Annotated in this window: 13 protein-coding genes; all 13 read left to right on the top strand. The window is 69.1% G+C overall.

What is annotated here, in order from left to right; genetic code table 11:
• The first annotated feature begins 54 nt into the window (after nucleotides 1–54).
• The 13 genes from OHA10_RS36615 to OHA10_RS36555 all read left to right on the top strand — a co-directional run bounded on the left by OHA10_RS36615 (nucleotide 55) and on the right by OHA10_RS36555 (nucleotide 15,387).
• Nucleotides 55–1,164, top strand: coding sequence for a GNAT family N-acetyltransferase (locus OHA10_RS36615; RefSeq protein ID WP_371403378.1), 1,110 nt, complete (start codon nucleotides 55–57; stop codon nucleotides 1,162–1,164).
• Entirely contained in the window at nucleotides 1,136–2,086 is a 951-nt protein-coding gene (locus tag OHA10_RS36610) for a TrkA family potassium uptake protein (protein ID WP_371403377.1), read from the top strand. Before OHA10_RS36615 ends, OHA10_RS36610 begins: the two co-directional genes overlap by 29 nt.
• 222 nt (nucleotides 2,087–2,308) lie before the next feature.
• Nucleotides 2,309–3,295 carry a LacI family DNA-binding transcriptional regulator gene (locus tag OHA10_RS36605; protein WP_371403376.1) on the top strand — a complete coding sequence of 329 codons (987 nt, stop codon included), beginning with the start codon at nucleotides 2,309–2,311 and terminating at the stop codon, nucleotides 3,293–3,295.
• A gap of 115 nt (nucleotides 3,296–3,410) precedes the next feature.
• The gene (locus OHA10_RS36600; RefSeq protein ID WP_371403375.1) at nucleotides 3,411–4,328 is read left to right on the top strand and encodes a carbohydrate ABC transporter permease; all 918 of its coding nucleotides are present in this window, start codon (nucleotides 3,411–3,413) and stop codon (nucleotides 4,326–4,328) included.
• Nucleotides 4,325–5,158 (top strand): carbohydrate ABC transporter permease, encoded by an 834-nt coding sequence (locus OHA10_RS36595; protein ID WP_371403374.1) that lies wholly within the window; start codon nucleotides 4,325–4,327, stop codon nucleotides 5,156–5,158. The genes OHA10_RS36600 and OHA10_RS36595 overlap by 4 nt, the downstream gene beginning before the upstream one ends.
• A gap of 8 nt (nucleotides 5,159–5,166) precedes the next feature.
• Nucleotides 5,167–6,444 carry an ABC transporter substrate-binding protein gene (locus tag OHA10_RS36590; protein WP_371403373.1) on the top strand — a complete coding sequence of 426 codons (1,278 nt, stop codon included), beginning with the start codon at nucleotides 5,167–5,169 and terminating at the stop codon, nucleotides 6,442–6,444.
• On the top strand, nucleotides 6,441–7,580 hold the full coding sequence (locus OHA10_RS36585) for an ADP-ribosylglycohydrolase family protein (protein ID WP_371403372.1): 1,140 nt from the start codon (nucleotides 6,441–6,443) through the stop codon (nucleotides 7,578–7,580). Before OHA10_RS36590 ends, OHA10_RS36585 begins: the two co-directional genes overlap by 4 nt.
• Entirely contained in the window at nucleotides 7,577–8,875 is a 1,299-nt protein-coding gene (locus tag OHA10_RS36580; protein WP_371403371.1) for an ADP-ribosylglycohydrolase family protein, read from the top strand. Before OHA10_RS36585 ends, OHA10_RS36580 begins: the two co-directional genes overlap by 4 nt.
• Nucleotides 8,865–9,764, top strand: coding sequence for a ribokinase (locus OHA10_RS36575; protein ID WP_371403370.1), 900 nt, complete (start codon nucleotides 8,865–8,867; stop codon nucleotides 9,762–9,764). The genes OHA10_RS36580 and OHA10_RS36575 overlap by 11 nt, the downstream gene beginning before the upstream one ends.
• The gene (locus tag OHA10_RS36570; protein ID WP_371403369.1) at nucleotides 9,761–11,749 is read left to right on the top strand and encodes an SUMF1/EgtB/PvdO family nonheme iron enzyme; all 1,989 of its coding nucleotides are present in this window, start codon (nucleotides 9,761–9,763) and stop codon (nucleotides 11,747–11,749) included. The genes OHA10_RS36575 and OHA10_RS36570 overlap by 4 nt, the downstream gene beginning before the upstream one ends.
• Complete coding sequence (locus tag OHA10_RS36565; protein WP_371403368.1) at nucleotides 11,746–12,933, top strand: CaiB/BaiF CoA transferase family protein; 1,188 nt, start codon at nucleotides 11,746–11,748, stop codon at nucleotides 12,931–12,933. The genes OHA10_RS36570 and OHA10_RS36565 overlap by 4 nt, the downstream gene beginning before the upstream one ends.
• A 34-nt stretch (nucleotides 12,934–12,967) precedes the next feature.
• A complete protein-coding gene (locus tag OHA10_RS36560) occupies nucleotides 12,968–13,792 on the top strand; it encodes a CoA ester lyase (RefSeq protein WP_371403367.1) in 825 nt (274 codons plus the stop codon).
• A 2-nt stretch (nucleotides 13,793–13,794) separates the two neighbouring features.
• Nucleotides 13,795–15,387 (top strand): phytoene desaturase family protein, encoded by a 1,593-nt coding sequence (locus tag OHA10_RS36555; protein ID WP_371403366.1) that lies wholly within the window; start codon nucleotides 13,795–13,797, stop codon nucleotides 15,385–15,387.

Here is a 15,387-nt window from a genome sequence, read left to right as displayed (position 1 = left end):
GGCAACAGGGCGGACGGACAGTGGAAGCACGTTTCCACGAGGGAGGGCGTCCGCATGCTCTGGAAGATCAGGACCGAACTCGCCGACCGGCCCGGTGCACTGGCCGAACTCGCTGCACGGTGTGGTGCGGACGACATCAACATCCTCAGCCTCGAGGTCTTCACCGCCGAGACCGGCGCCGTCGACGAGCTGGTGGTCTCCACCGGTGTCGGCTGGAGCGCCGACGACCTGGCCGCGCTGGTCGCGGAGGCCGGCTGCGTCGGTACGACGGTCCGCCCGTGCCAGGCCGACGTACTGAGTGATGCCCCGACGCGCTACCTGCGCGCCGTACTGCGGTTGCTCGACGACCCGGTATCGGTCGACGAGGAGCTGGGCAACCTGCAGGGCTTCGACGAGTACACGCCGGCGGAATGGGCGCGGGCCGACGTACTCGTGGAGATCGCCGGGCGGCTCGCGGAGCGGTTCGACACGGTGGAAGGGCCGCGGCCCGGTAGCGGCGTACCTGTGCTGCGGACGGCGACTGTCGAGGACGCCGACGCTGTGGTCTCGATGCATGATCGCTGCTCGTACGAGAGCCGCACCCGGCGGTACCACGTGCCGATGGCGAAGCTGACCGCCCGTACTGCGCGGCACCTGTCCGCTCCGGCCGGTGGCGTCTCCGTCGTCGCGGACGTGGACGGCGCCGTGATCGGGATGGCGACGGCGGCCCCGTGGGAGGAGCTCGGCAGTACGACGATGGAGGTCGCCGTACTGGTCGAGGACGGCTGGCAGGGGCAGGGCCTCGGGCTCCGGTTGCTGCGCCAGGTGGTGGAGGAAGCGCGCGTGCTGGGTGCGGATCGAGTGGTCTGCATGGTGCAGCCGGAGAACCACGCGATGCTCCGGACGCTCGAGCGGTTGCGGATGCGGTCGCGGGTGGTTCGGGACGGCGACAGTCTGATGGTCAGTGTCGCTCTGTCCGACCGGAGCCTGTCGCATGCGGTGGATCGGCCCGCGGTGCAATATCGTCGTACGCGTGCCACCCCTTCCCACTGGTCGGAACCCACACGGTCTGCTGGTCAACCTGCCCGCGAGCACGCGCTCGCCGCTCTTTCAGCTCTTCAGCCGCATTCTGATCGCGCTGGGGCTGCTGACCGTGATGGTGCTGATCGTGGTGGTCGACCGTGACGGGTACCGGGACAGCTACGACGGCAAAGTCGGGCTGATCGACAGCATCTACTACGCAACCGTCACGCTCACCACGACCGGGTACGGCGACATCACTCCGGTGACGCCCACTGCCCGGCTGGTGAACGCCTTCATCGTGACTCCGCTGCGGATCGCGTTCCTGGTGGTTCTGGTCGGTACGACACTGGAAGTGCTGGCCAACGAGGGTCGCCGGATCATGCGCGACACGCGCTGGAGGAAACGGATGAAGGACCACACCATCGTCGTCGGCTACGGGACCAAGGGCCGCTCCGCCGTACAGACGCTGATCAGCAACGGGGTCAAGCGCGACAACATCGTGGTGATCGACCCGCGGGCGCAGGCGATCGGTGACGCGGGCAACGACCAGATGGCTGCCTTCCACGGCGACGCGACCAACCGGACGGTACTGCGTCGCGCCGAGGTGATGACCGCCCGCGAGGTGATCGTGACGACCGACCGGGACGACTCGGCGGTCCTGGTCACGCTGGCGGTGCGGCAGCTCAACCCGAACGCGCACGTCGTGGTCGCGGTCCGCGAGGAGGACAACGTGCCGCTGCTCCGGCAGAGCGGCGCGGACGCGGTCGTCACCTCGTCCGAGGCGGTCGGCCGGCTGCTCGGCCTGACCTCGGTCAGTCCGAACCTCGGTGAGGTGATGGAGGACCTGCTCACCTACGGCGAGGGCCTCGAGGTCGCGGAACGTCCCGTCCTGGGCCGCGAGGTCGGCAAGCCCCCGTCCGCCGTACCCGACCGCGTCGTCTCCGTGGTCCGCGACGGCAAGGTCCACCGGTACTACGACTCGAACGTCTCGGTCCTGGCCGCCGGCGACAAGCTGATCGTCGTCCGCCCCGCCAAGGAGACCCCCTGGGCCGAACGCCCCGGCGCGGACGAAACCGAGGAATAGCCCCCACCCCACCACCCCTCCGCGCGGTCTCGATCCGCGACTTTGTGCACCCAGCAACCGTTTCGCAGCGTCGTAGACGGTTGGTGGGTGCACAGAGTCGCCTGAGGTGGTCACGGAACGGTTTCGTCGCGGGCATGTGATGGGGGAGATGTTGACGGGGGTGGAGCGGCGGCTTAGTGTCTGGCCTGTAAACGATTACAAGAACGATTACAGGAGGTCGGCGTGAGTCGTCCGACGATCGCTGGGGTGGCCCGGGCGGCCGGGGTCTCGGTGGCGTCGGTGTCGCGCGTGCTGAACGGGTTGCCCGCGACCGAGGAGATGGTCGAGCGGGTGCAGCGTGCCGTGCAGGAGCTCGGGTACGTGCCGGATGCGCGGGCGCGGTCGCTGAAGGTCGGGCGGACGTTCCAGTTGACGCTGGCGGTCGCCGACGTCGGTAACCCGGTGTACGTGACGATGATGCGAGCGGTCGAGGAGGTCGTGTCCGCGGCCGGCTACCGGCTCGTGGTGACGACGACCGGGCCCGATGTGGTGGACGAGGTCGCGTTGGTCCGGGGCATGGCGCGCGGGTACGCCGACGGCCTGCTGATCAGCCCGATCCGCGTCGACGAGGACCTGGTCAAGTCGATCCGCGAGTGCGAGGTGCCGGTGGTCGTCGCCGGTAACGTCCCCGCCAAGGCCGGCGTCGACACGGTCCGTGCCAACTCCCCGAAGGGCATGCTGCTCGCGGTCGAACACCTGGTGTCCGAAGGTCGCACCCGAATCGCCTTCCTGAACGGCCCGTCCGACACCGTCCCCGGAGCCGCCCGCTCGAAGGGTTTCACCGAGGCCCTCAAAGCCCACGACCTGCAGCCCGCCGCCCTCGCGGAGGCAACCGACTTCACTTTCGCTGCCGGACGCGCTACCGCTCCCGAACTCCTCGGTGCTGAATTCGACGCCGTCATCTGTGCGAACGATCTGCTCGCCGTGGGGTTGATGCATGAGTTGGCGGCGCGTGGTTTGCGGGTGCCGGAGGACGTGGCCGTGGTGGGGATGGATGACAGTGAGCTGGCCGAGCAGTGTTTTCCGACGTTGACGAGTGTGAATCTGGGGTCGGCCGAGCGGGGGCGGCGGGCGGCTGAGTTGCTGTTGGCAAGGATCGAGGACACCGAACGGACGCCGCGGCGCATCGTCGTACAGCCGTCGTTGAGTATCAGGAGGTCCACCCCGTGACGGTATTGATGCCGCGACTCTGTCGCGGCGGGTCATGGGGCTGTGACTCCCGGCCTTCCCTCGTCGCTCCGGTTGCTTCGCTCCCTGCGCTCCTCGGTCCAGGACGGGAGGCCCCATGACCGCGACCCTGACCGCGCCGACGCAGGTGCAGAAACCACAAAAGCCCAAGCAGAACAGAGAAGCGATCTTCCTGTTCCTGCCCGCCCTGCTGCCGGTGCTGATCCTCAGCGTCTACCCGCTGATCCGCGGTATCGCGCTCGGTTTCACCGACGCACGCGCCGGGCTCCGCGTCGAGACGAACTTCGTCGGCTTCGACAACTTCAGCAAGCTGTTGCACAACAACCTGTTCTGGGACTCGTTCCGGATCGGCGTGATCTGGACCTTGTCGGTCACGATCCTCCAGTTCGTCGCCGCACTCGGTCTCGCGCTGCTGCTCAACACCGACATCAAGTTCCGCGGTGTCGCCCGCACCCTCGCGCTGATCCCGTGGGCGATGCCCCCGGTGGTCGTCGCGATCATGTGGCGGCTGCTGCTGCACCCGACCAACGGCCCGGTCAACGAGATCCTGCAGAACCTGCACCTCACCGACCACCCGATCAACTTCCTCGGCAACTTCAGTACGGCGCTGCCGGCCGTGATCGTGGTCGGCATCTGGGTCGGTATGCCGATGACCACGGTGACGCTCCTCGCCGGTCTGCAAGGCATCGACCGCACCCTGTACGAAGCGGCCGCGGTCGACGGCGCCGGCGCGTGGAGCCAGTTCTGGAACATCACGCTCCCGCAGCTCCGCACCGTCATCGTCGCGATCACCAGCCTCGACATGATCTGGAACTTCAACTCGTTCGGCCTGGTGTACGTGCTGACCGCCGGCGGCCCGGGCGGCAAGACGATGCTGCCGATGCTGTTCGCCTACAACGAGGCGTTCCGCTACGGGAACTTCGGAATGGCCGCCGCGATGGGTGACGTGATGGTCGTCATCATCATCCTGTTCCTGTTCTTCTACCTGCGGAACCGCCTGCGGAGCGAAGCATGAGAACCCGTCCGGCCACCCGTGTCCTCCAGTACGTCGCTGTCCTCGCGTACCTGATCTTCCTCGGCTTCCCGCTGCTCTGGCTGATCTCCAGCTCGCTCAAGTCGCCGCAGGAGTTCGCGAGCATCACGCCGTCGATCCTTCCCAAGCACGTCGACTTCTCCAACTACTCCGACGCGCTGAACGAGCAGGGCCTGGTCCGCGGTCTCGGCAACAGCCTGCAGATCTCGATCTACAGCACGATCCTGGTGCTGATCGTGGCGCTGCCGGTGTCGTACGCGCTGGCCCGCTTCCGCAGCCGGCTGCGGCCGCTGACGAACGGCTGGATCCTGGTCAGCCAGGTGTTCCCGGTGATCCTGATCGTGATCCCGCTGTTCATGATCCTGCGTCCGCTGCACCTGACGAACACGATCCCCGGCGTGGTGATCGTCTACATGGTCTGGTCGCTCCCGTTCGCGCTGTGGATGCTGCAGGGGTACGTCGCCGCCGTGCCGCGCGAGCTGGAGGAAGCGGCCTCTGTGGACGGCGCCGGCCGGCTCCGGACGATCGTCTCGATCGTGATGCCGCTGCTCCGGCCGGGACTGATCGCGACCGCGATGTTCACCTTCATCTCGGCGTGGAACGAGTTCTTCTTCGCCCTGGTCCTGTTGCAGGACCCGCAACTCAAGACACTTCCGCTGGTACTCGCCCGCTTCGTCGGTGCCGAGGGCCAGGTGCAGTTCGGTCCCTTGGCAGCCGCCTCGGTCCTCGCGACCGTGCCAAGTTTGGTGTTCTTCGCCTTCCTGCAGCGCCGGTTGACCTCCGGCCTGCTGAGCGGCGCAGTCAAAGGTTAGGAGAGGTAATGAAGAAGGTACTGACCGCGTTGCTCGCGGCGGGTGCGCTGGTGACGCTCGCCGCGTGTGGGGGCAACAGCGACGACAACGGATCGGGGAGCAGCACAGAGAAGGTGACGCTGAAGTTCCAGAGCCTCGCCTTCCAGAAGACGACGGTGGCCGCGACCAAGAAGATCGTGGCCGACTGGAACGCCGCCAACCCCGACATCCAGGTCGAGTACGTCCAGGGCAGCTGGGACTCCGTCCACGACCAGCTGGTCACCCAGTTCCAGGGCGGGACGGCGCCGGACATCATCCACGACGAGTCCGCCGACATCACCGGCTTCATCAACCAGGGGTACCTCGCGGACCTGTCGCCGTACCTGAGCCAAGGCACCAAGGACGCTGTCCCGCAGGGCGTCTGGGACACGGTCTCGAACGACGGCAAGATCTACGGCGCACCGACCCTGATGCAGTCGTACGTCGTGCTCGCGAACTCCGCGCTGCTCAAGCAGGCCGGGATCACCGCGACCGGTGACTCGCTGACCTGGGACGACCTGGCCGCCGACGCGAAGAAGCTGACCGCGGCCGGCAAGTACGGACTCGGCTGGGGCCTGAAGAGCCCGACCGCGACCGTACTGAACCTCGGTATGAACTTCGACGGCAAGTTCTTCGACGGCAGCGGCAAGGACGCCAAGGCGACGATCGGCGACCCGGAGCTCGAGGTGCCGAAGCGGATCCACGCGATGGCGTACGACGACAAGTCGATCGACCCGACCTCGCTGACCCAGAGCGCCTCCGACGTGCTGCCCGGGTTCTACGCCGGCAAGTACGGGATGATTGTCGCTGGCAACTATGTCGCGCAGCAGATCCTCGAGGAGGCGCCGAAGACCTTCCAGTGGGAGGTGCTGCCGCCGCTGAAGGGCACCAGCACCAAGCAGGCCGCGAACCCGCAGACCCTGTCGGTGCCGGCCGAGGGTAAGCACATCGAGCAGTCGGCGAAGTTCATCGACTACTTCATGAAGGCCGAGAACCTGGCCGCGGTCGGCCAGGGCGACTGGCTGATCCCGACCACGCAGGCGGCCCGGGACGCGATCCTGAAGACGACCGGCGGCAAGAACGGCTGGCAGCAGACGCTTGCCAGCGGCACCGATCTGACCAAGGCGCCGTTCCAGAGCGTGGAGAACTACCCGAAGTGGAAGGACCAGATCGCGACGCCGGCGCTGCAGGAGTACCTGGCGAACAAGACCGATCTGGCCGCGTTGGGCAAGAAACTGAGCGATGGATGGGGTCAGGTCAACCAGTGACGTCCGAGCTGGAAAGCAAGTCGGTAGGTGCCCTCGTCGGTTCCGCGGTCGGTGACGCGATCGGTGGAGCCGTCGAGGGCTGGACCCCGGAGGCGATCCGGGAACGGCACGGCGGCTGGGTGACCGGCATCGTCGGCCCGTGGTACGACGACTGGCGGACGGCGCGTCCGATCGCGCCGTACCACAAGGGCGACGGGCACATCACCGACGACACGTTGATGACGCACGCGCTGGTCGAGGTGTACGACGAACGCCGTACCCACCTCGACGCCTACGCGGTCGCCGAGTCGCTGGTGCCGAAGATGATCGACGGGACCCGCTGGGTGCCCGAGCTCGAGGCGGACGCGTTGCTGCTGCAGCGGGTGTTCCTGGCCGAGAAGTGGCTGGTCGCCCGGCTGCACTACGGGCACGTCGACCCGCGCGAGGCCGGCGTCGGCAACATCGTCAATTGCGGTGCGGCGATGTACATGGCGCCGGTCGGCGTCGCCAACGCGGGTGATCCCGAGGGCGCGTACGCCGAGGCGCTCGACGTTGCCGGCGCGCATCAGTCGAGCTACGGGCGGGAGGCGGCCGGCGTGTTCGCGGCCGCCGTCGCCGCCGCGATGATCCCGGGCGCGACTGCCGCGTCCGCGGTCGGGGCCGCGCTCGGCCTGGCCAAGGACGGCACTCGGAGGGCCGTCGAGGCGGTGGTCGAAGCAGCCGACGGGGTGACCGACTGGGAGCAGGCGATCCCCGCGTTGCGCAAGGCGATCGAGCCCTACGACACGGTCGGTCCGAACTACCGCGAGCTGTCGATGGACGCCCGTCGTCCGAGCCGGACGAAAGCGATCGAGGAGCTCCCGGTCGCGCTCGGTTTCGTCCTGGTCTCCGAAGGAGATGTCCGCCGCGCGGTCCTGGGTGGCACGAACTACGGCCGCGACGCGGACTCGATCGCGTCGATGGCCGGCGCGATCACCGGGGCTTTGAGTGGCATCGACGGCGTACCCGCGGACTGGGCTGCCGAGATCGCCGACGCGAGCAAGACCGACCTGATCGAGCCAGGGCGGGTGATGGCCTCGGTGGCCGTCGACCTGCAGGCCGCCGACGCGCGTCGATGGGCGCGGCGTAGCGAAGTACTGGAGATTTTGACGCGATGAGAATGACCTGGGTGCAGCCGGAGGATCTGCTCCCGCACCAGCTGGTCCAGGCGCGGTCCGAGGGTGTGGACGTCACCGATGTCCAGGCCCGCTGGCTGGCGGCGGGCGGTACGACGGACGCGCCCGTATCGGGTGCCTCCGCCGAGCCCGCGCCACCGGCGCTGCGCGCACTGGCCCGTGAGCTGCTCGACGTACTCGACGCCCGTACTGCGGAGTGGCACGAGCCGGAGATCCCGGACCTGTCGTCCCTCGGTGAGCCGGTCGAGCTCGAGACGCGGACGTTGAACGCGTGGCTCGGCCGGTGCGCGGGCAACCTGCTCGGCAAGCCGGTGGAGAAGATCCCGCGGGAGGGTATCCGGGAGATCCTCGCCAGCTCCGGGCAGTGGCCGTTGACGCAGTACATCACTGCTGTCGGCGTACCGGAGGACGTGCAGCAGCGGTGGCCGTGGAACCGGCGGTCGAAGGTGAACAGCCTGCGCGAGGTCATCGACGGGATGCCGGAGGACGACGACATCAACTTCGCCATCCTCGCGCTGCTGATGATGGAGCGGTACGGGCGTGGGCTGACCACCGAGGACGTCGCGCAGAGCTGGCTGAACGACCTCCCGGCCGGACGCGTGTTCACCGCGGAACGTGTTGCCTACCGCAACCTTCTCGAAGGTGTCGACCCGGCCCGCGCGGCCGTCGTCGGGAACCCGTTCCGCGAGTGGATCGGCGCGCAGATCCGGACCGACGCCTACGGCTGGGCGCACCCCGGCGACCGTACTGCGGCCGCCCGGCTGGCCCTCGTCGACGCCCGGCTGAGCCACACCGGCGCCGGCGTCGACGGCGCACTCTGGGTAGCCGCGATGTCCGCGGCCGCCCTGGTCCTCGACGACCCGGTCAAGGCAGCGGTCGCCGGCCTCGAAGTGGTCAACGCGCAGGGTGCGATCGCCCGCGCCGTCCGCTTCGGTCTGACGCTGGCGGACGCCGGGCTCGACGACGCGCTGGACGCCTTGCACGCGGAGTACGGCGACCTGCACTGGGTGCACGCGGTGAACAACACGGCACTCACGGCGTACGCGCTGACCGCTCCGGATTTCGCCACCGCGATCGGTCGTGCGGTGATGGGCGGCTGGGACACCGATTCGGCCGGCGCCACGGTGGGCGCTGTGTTTGGCGCGACGCGCGGGGTTCCGGCAGAGTGGTCCACACCACTGGACAACCGGGTGACCACAAGCCTCCCGGGAATGAACCAGATCGCGATCGACGAACTGGCGGCCAGGACTGTGGAGGTGTCGCGGGGTGCAGCCTGAGGTTGTCGTAGTTGGCAGTGCGAACGTGGATCTGGTGTTACCGGTCCAGCGGATCCCGCGCCCGGGCGAGACTGTTCTCGCGGGTGCGATGAGCCGTGGACCGGGCGGTAAGGGAGCCAACCAGGCGGTCGCCGCGGCGCGGGCCGGTGCCCGGACCGCGATGGTGGTCGCGCTCGGTGCGGACGACGGCGGCGCGCTGCTGCGCGACGCGCTCGGCGGCTCCGGAGTAGACCTCTCGCTGGCGACGACCGGCGACGCTCCGACCGGTACGGCGATCATCACGGTCGAGGAGAGCGGCGAGAACTCGATCGTGGTCGCGCCCGGCGCGAACGGCGAGCTGACCCTCTCCGAACCGGCCATGACCGCAATCGGACAAGCGAAAATCGTTCTTTCCCAATTGGAGATCCCGTTCTCCACCGTCCGGGCGGCGGCCGCGGCATCGGCGTACTTCATCCTCAACGCCGCCCCGGCCGCGGAACTGTCCGACGAGTTGCTCGCCGAGGTCGACCTGCTGGTGGTGAACGAGACCGAGGCCGAGGCGATCGGTGGTCCGGACCGGTCCGCGCTGCTGAAGAAGGTGCCGGCCGCGATCGTCACACTGGGCGGGGACGGCGCGGTGATTCTCACCCGTGACGCCGACGAGATCGCGGTTCCCGGCGTACCTGTCGAGGTCGTCGACACGACCGCCGCGGGCGATACGTTCTGTGGTGTGCTGGCCGCGGCGTTAGCTGCCGCGTCAGCTAACGACTCGATTACCGGAAGCGACCTGACGAACGCGGTCCGACGCGCTAACGTTGCTGCTTCATTGAGTGTTCAAGCCGCGGGGGCGATCTCCTCGGTGCCTCACGGGGATGCAATCGACGCGCGTTATGCGGAGGTGTACCTGTGAATCCGCTCGAACCGCGGCCCATCGATCTGCCCGCCAGGGTCGATCTGGGGCTCGGGACCGACCTGTCGTTCCTGGACGACGCCAAGATCCTCGGCGCGCCGGAGGACCCGGGCGACCTGCCGCGGTGGCGGGCCAAGCTGGCCGAGTGGCGGTTCGGCGCGATCGAGCGGACGCGATACGACGGCTCGCACTACGACGAACCGGGCCGTGAGTGGACCCAGACGGCGTACTCGGTGGCGCTGGTCTGGCTCTGGGACGACCTGCTGTACGACGTGGAGACCGGCAGGTTCACGCCGGACAAGTTCGTCCAGCACGGGCTCGACGAGTTCGGCGGGCACGACGCGATCGTGCTCTGGCACGCGTACCCGGTGATCGGGATCGACGACCGGAACCAGTTCGACTTCTACCGGGACGTGCCGGGGCTGCGGGCGTTGGTCGACGACCTGCACCGGCTCGGGCTGAAGGTGTTCTTCGACTACAACCCGTGGGACGTCGGCACCCGCCGGTCCGCGCGGTCCGACGCCGAGGAGTTCGCGTCGTTGGTGACGGACTTCGCTGTCGACGGCGTCTTCCTGGACACACTGAAGGAGGGCGATCCGGCCTTCACCCGCGCGCTCCGGCAGGCGAACCCGGCGATCGCGTTCGAGGGCGAGTCACGGTTGCCGATGGCAAGGATCTCCGACCACGCGCTGTCCTGGGCGCAGTGGTTCGCGGACACGGACGCGCCGGGCGTACTGCGGGCGCACCTGTTCGAGCGCCGGCACATGATGCACCACACCCGCCGCTGGAACCGCGACCACAGCGACGAGCTGCAGTCGGCCTGGGTGAACGGCGTCGGCATGCTGGTCTGGGAGTCGGTGTTCTCGGCCTGGGTCGGCTGGAACGCCCGCGACCGCGCGACGCTACGCCGGATGGTCGCGGCGCAGCGCGCGTTCGCGCCGGTGCTGATCGACGGCGACTGGATCCAGCTGACGCCGGAGATCCCGGAGAAGGCCCGCGACCACGGCGTCTACGGATCCCGGTTCGACCTGGCCGACATCACCTTCTGGACGCTGATCAACCGCGACGAGGAGGACTTCGACGGCATCGTCCTGCGCTCCGAGGACCAGGTCGGCGACTGGTACGACGTGACCTCGGGTGTACCGATCACCTCGGACGACGAGGGTGTCCACCTGGTCGTGCCGGGGCGTGGTGTGGCCGGCATCATCCGGGTCGGCGCGACCGCGGGCGCTTCGTGCCGGGCGACGGCACGCCGGCTGGGCACGATGCCGCGGGCGCATGTGCCCGAGTCCGCGTTCCCGATGCGCCCGGCTGAGCTGGTCGCGGTGCCGGCCACTTCCGGTGACGCAGAGATCGGCGCGACGGTCGCCGTACCGGCCGGGGAGCGGACGTTGATCGTGCGGCACCGGCGGCGCGAGACCGGGCTGTACGACACAGCGCCGTACGTCGAGGAGTGGAAGCCGCTGCCGCCCAGACTCCACGACATGCAGTCCGTCAGGCGCGAGGTCGACCTGCCCGGCATCTCGGTCGCGGTGCGTGAGGTGACCAACGCGGAGTACTCCGAGTTCCTCGAGGCGACCGGCTATCGGCCGGTGGTCGCGAACCGGTTCCTGAAGCACTGGGTCGAGGGCGCTCCGGCTCCCGGCACCGAGGACCACCCGGTCACGTACGTCGACCTGCCGGACGCGCGCGCGTACGCTGCGTGGCGTGGCGGACGGCTTCCTACCGAGGACGAGTGGCAGGTCGCTGCGGGCGTCGAAGGTTTCGAACGCCGCGAGCCGCTGGTGTGGAACCTGACCGAGAGCGAGTACCGCGACGGTCGCAGCCGGTTCTGCATCCTCAAGGGCGGTTCGCATTATGTTGCCCAGGGCTCCGATTGGTACGCCGACGGCGGTCCGCAGGGGCCGGAGGTCAGCTTCAAGCTGGTGCTGACCGGAGGTGGTCTCGACCGGTCGGAGACCATCGGCTTCAGGTGTGCGGGATGAGGCCTGCTCCTCTTGACGGTGTGAAGGTGCTCGAGGCGGCGACGTTGTTCGCGGGACCGCTGGCGGCGACCTTCCTCGGTGACTTCGGCGCCGACGTGACGAAGATCGAGCACCCGTCCCGGCCCGATGCCGCGCGGACGCACGGCGCCTCGAAGGACGGCGTCGGGCTGTGGTTCAAGACCCTCGGGCGGAACAAGCGGCTCGCGACGCTCGACCTGTCCCGCGGGCGGGACGTGTTCCTCGAGCTGGTCAAGTCCCACGATGTCCTGGTCGAGAACTTCCGGCCGGGCACGTTGGAGCGTTGGGGTCTCGGGCCGGACGTGTTGCTCGAGGCGAACCCGCGGCTGGTGGTCGCGCGGGTGACGGCGTTCGGGCAGGTCGGGCCGTGGTCGCGGCGGCCCGGGTTCGGATCGTTGGCCGAGGCAATGAGCGGGTTCGCGGCGGTGACCGGTGAACCGGACGGTCCGCCGACGCTGCCGCCGTTCGGTCTCGCGGACGGGATCACCGCGCTCGCCACGGCGTACGCCGTCCTGGTCGCGCTGCGCGAGCGGGATCGCTCCGGTGCGGGGCAGGTGATCGACATGGCGATCATCGAGCCGATCCTGATGATGCTCGGCGGCGGCATCACGGCGTACCAGCAGACCGGGTACGTGCAGCCGCGGCTCGGGAACCGGTCGTCGAACAACGCGCCGCGGAACGTCTATCGCACCGCGGACGGTCGATGGGTCGCCGTGTCGACAAGCTCGCAGAGCATCGCCGAGCGGGTGGTGACGCTGGTCGGGCGGGCGGATCTGGTCGCCCAGCCGTGGTTCGCGACCGGACGCGAGCGTGCCCAGCACGCCGACGAGCTCGACGACGCGGTCGGTTCGTGGATCGCGGCGCGGCCGTTGGAGCTCGTGATGGAGGAGTTCGAGAAGGCCGAGGCTGCGGTCGGCCCGGTGCACGACATCCGCGGCATCATGAGCGATCCGCAGTACGCCGCGCTCGGGACGATCGTCAGCGTCGACGACGACGAGCTCGGTGGGCCGGTGCAGATGCAGAACGTGCTGTTCCGGTTGTCCGAGTCGCCGGGGTCGATCCGCTGGGCCGGCGGGCCGCACGGTGCGAACACCGACGAGGTGCTCGCGGAGATCGGCGTCACCCCGGACCAGCTCGCCGCGCTGCGGGCCGCCGGGGTCGTGTAGTCCGTGTGGTAATGGCCTGGAGGGGGCAGTCAGAGTGCTGACGGCACTGTATGTTCCGGCCAACCGGCCGGACCGGTTCGCGAAAGCTGTTGCCGCGGGCCCCGATCTGGTGGTGTTCGACCTGGAGGACGCCGTACCGGTCGACGCCAAGGCGGACGCGCGCGGCTGGGCGGTCGCCTGGATCGCGGCCAATGCGCACGGGCCGGTCGAGATCCGGGTGAACGCGCTCGGGTCGCCGTGGATCGAGGACGACCTGGCCGCGATCTCCGCCGTACCGTCGGTGCGGATCCGGCTGCCGAAGGTGGAGAGCGCGGCCGATGTCAGGGCCGTGCTGGAGAAGGTGCCGTCGGCAAGGATCACGGCACTGATCGAGTCGCCGCTGGGCGTTGAGCGGGCATTCGAGATCGCCACCGCTGATCCGCGGGTCGTCGCGGTCGCGCTGGGTGAAGCGGATCTGTCGAGTGCGCTCGGGGTGGACGACGCGGCCGGATTGGCGTGGTCGCGCGGCCGGCTGGTGTCGGCGTCCCGGGCGGCCGGGTTGGGCGCACCGATGATGTCCGTGTACCCGCGGGTCGACGACTTCGACGGGCTGCGGCGTACGTCGTTGCAGGGGCGGATGCTGGGCTTCGTCGGCCGGACGGCGATCCACCCGCGACAGCTGACCACGATCGTCGAGGCGTTCACGCCGACGGACGCGCAGGTGGCCGAGGCGGAGGCCCTGCTCGCGGCCGTGGAGAAGGCGGATGTCGAGCGCGGCGGCGTGATCGTCCTCCCTGACGGGCGGATGGTCGATCCGGCAATGATCGGGCGCGCCCGGGAGGTCACGGCTCTGATCCGGGAGATCGAGCTAAGGTCTTAGGCATGCTGCCGCGCAGTGTTGACGCCGTGGTGATCGGTTCGGGGCCGAACGGGCTCGTGAGCGCGATCACGCTTGCCGACGCGGGCTGGGACGTCCTGGTGCTGGAGGCTGCCGACACGTTCGGCGGTGCGGTCCGGTCGACCGAGGAGGGCGGCTGGATCAGTGATCGTTTCAGTTCGAACTACCCGCTCGGCGTCGCGTCGCCGGTGATCCGCGCGCTGGAACTGGAGAAGTTCGGCCTGAAATGGTCGAACGCGCCGCTTCCGCTGGTGCACCTGCTCGACGAGGACGGCGCTGCTGCGGCGATCCACCCGGACCCCGAGGACACCGCGAAGTCGCTCGGTGCCGAGCATCCCGGCGACGGTGACGCCTGGCTACGGCTGTACCAGCAGTACGTCTCGGTCCGGGAGCCGTTGCTGAACGCGCTCCTGACAACCTGGCCGCCGGTCCGGCCCGGGCTGAAGCTGGCGCGGAAGCTGGGTTCGATGGGGGAGCTGCTGCGGTTCGCGCGGTTCATGGCGATGCCGATGCACCGGATGGGGCAGGAGCTGTTCGACGGGCGGCACGGGCCGGCGATCATCGCCGGGAACTCGCTGCACGCCGACGCGCCGTTGTCGGGCAGCGTCAGCGGGACGATGGGCTGGCTGCTCGCGATGCTGGCGCAGGATGTCGGCTACCCGGTCGCGACCGGCGGATCATCGGCGTTCTCCGGCGCACTGGTACGACGGGCCGAGCGCGCTGGCGCGTTGCTCGTCCCGGGTACGCCGGTGACCCGCGTCGAGGTGTCCGCGGGCCGCGTGACCGCCGTAAACACGGCCTCCGGCGAGACTGTCTCGGTCGGGCGTGCCGTGATCGCGGATACCTCCGCACCGGCGCTGTACGGCGAGTTGTTGCCGGAGGCACTCATTCCGGCGGGGCTGCGGCGTGATCTCGACGAGCGGTTCGAGTGGGACTACCCGACGGTCAAGCTGAACTTCCGGCTGAGCGGCCCGATCCCGTGGAAGGCAGCGGAGGCGCGGTCGGCCGGCGTCGTCCATCTCGCCGGGACGGCCGACGAGCTCGTCCACGTGTCCGCGGATCTCGACACCGGGCGGGTTCCGGCGCAGCCGTTCCTGCTGATCGGGCAGACCACGAAGTCGGATCCAACCCGGTCGCCTGACGGCACCGAGGCAGTTTGGGCGTACTCGCACCTGCCGCGCGGGATCGCCGACGACGCGGCCGCGGAGAAGCTGGCCGGCCGGATGGAGCGCGCGATCGAGCGATTCGCTCCGGGCTTCGGCGATCTGGTGATCGCCCGCGACCTGCAGCGCCCGTCGGCGCTCGAATCGGGCAATGCCGCGCTCGGTTTCGGCGCGCTCGGCGGTGGCACGATGCAGCTGCACCAGCAACTCGTCTTCCGCCCGACGATCGGCCTCGGCAGCGCCCGCACCTTCGTCACCGGCCTCTACCTCGGCAGCTCGGCCATCCACCCCGGCGGCGGAGTCCACGGCGCCTGCGGTCACCTGGCTGCCCGCACGGCCCTGCGCGACGCCTCGCTGCTGGGACCTGTCACTCGCACGCTGCCCACCGCGGCCCTTCGCCGTCTCCAGCGTTGA

Origin of the sequence: Kribbella sp. NBC_00662 (assembly GCF_041430295.1) — a bacterium.
Taxonomy (GTDB): Bacteria; Actinomycetota; Actinomycetes; order Propionibacteriales; family Kribbellaceae; genus Kribbella.
This window is presented reverse-complemented; position numbering and strand designations above follow the sequence as displayed.

Coding starts and splice junctions, on each gene's coding strand:
- OHA10_RS36615 (WP_371403378.1), top strand. CDS start 55: ATGCTCTGGAAGATCAGGACCGAACTCGCCGACCGGCCCGGTGCACTG.
- OHA10_RS36610 (WP_371403377.1), top strand. CDS start 1,136: ATGGTGCTGATCGTGGTGGTCGACCGTGACGGGTACCGGGACAGCTAC.
- OHA10_RS36600 (WP_371403375.1), top strand. CDS start 3,411: ATGACCGCGACCCTGACCGCGCCGACGCAGGTGCAGAAACCACAAAAG.
- OHA10_RS36595 (WP_371403374.1), top strand. CDS start 4,325: ATGAGAACCCGTCCGGCCACCCGTGTCCTCCAGTACGTCGCTGTCCTC.
- OHA10_RS36590 (WP_371403373.1), top strand. CDS start 5,167: ATGAAGAAGGTACTGACCGCGTTGCTCGCGGCGGGTGCGCTGGTGACG.
- OHA10_RS36580 (WP_371403371.1), top strand. CDS start 7,577: ATGAGAATGACCTGGGTGCAGCCGGAGGATCTGCTCCCGCACCAGCTG.
- OHA10_RS36565 (WP_371403368.1), top strand. CDS start 11,746: ATGAGGCCTGCTCCTCTTGACGGTGTGAAGGTGCTCGAGGCGGCGACG.
- OHA10_RS36555 (WP_371403366.1), top strand. CDS start 13,795: ATGCTGCCGCGCAGTGTTGACGCCGTGGTGATCGGTTCGGGGCCGAAC.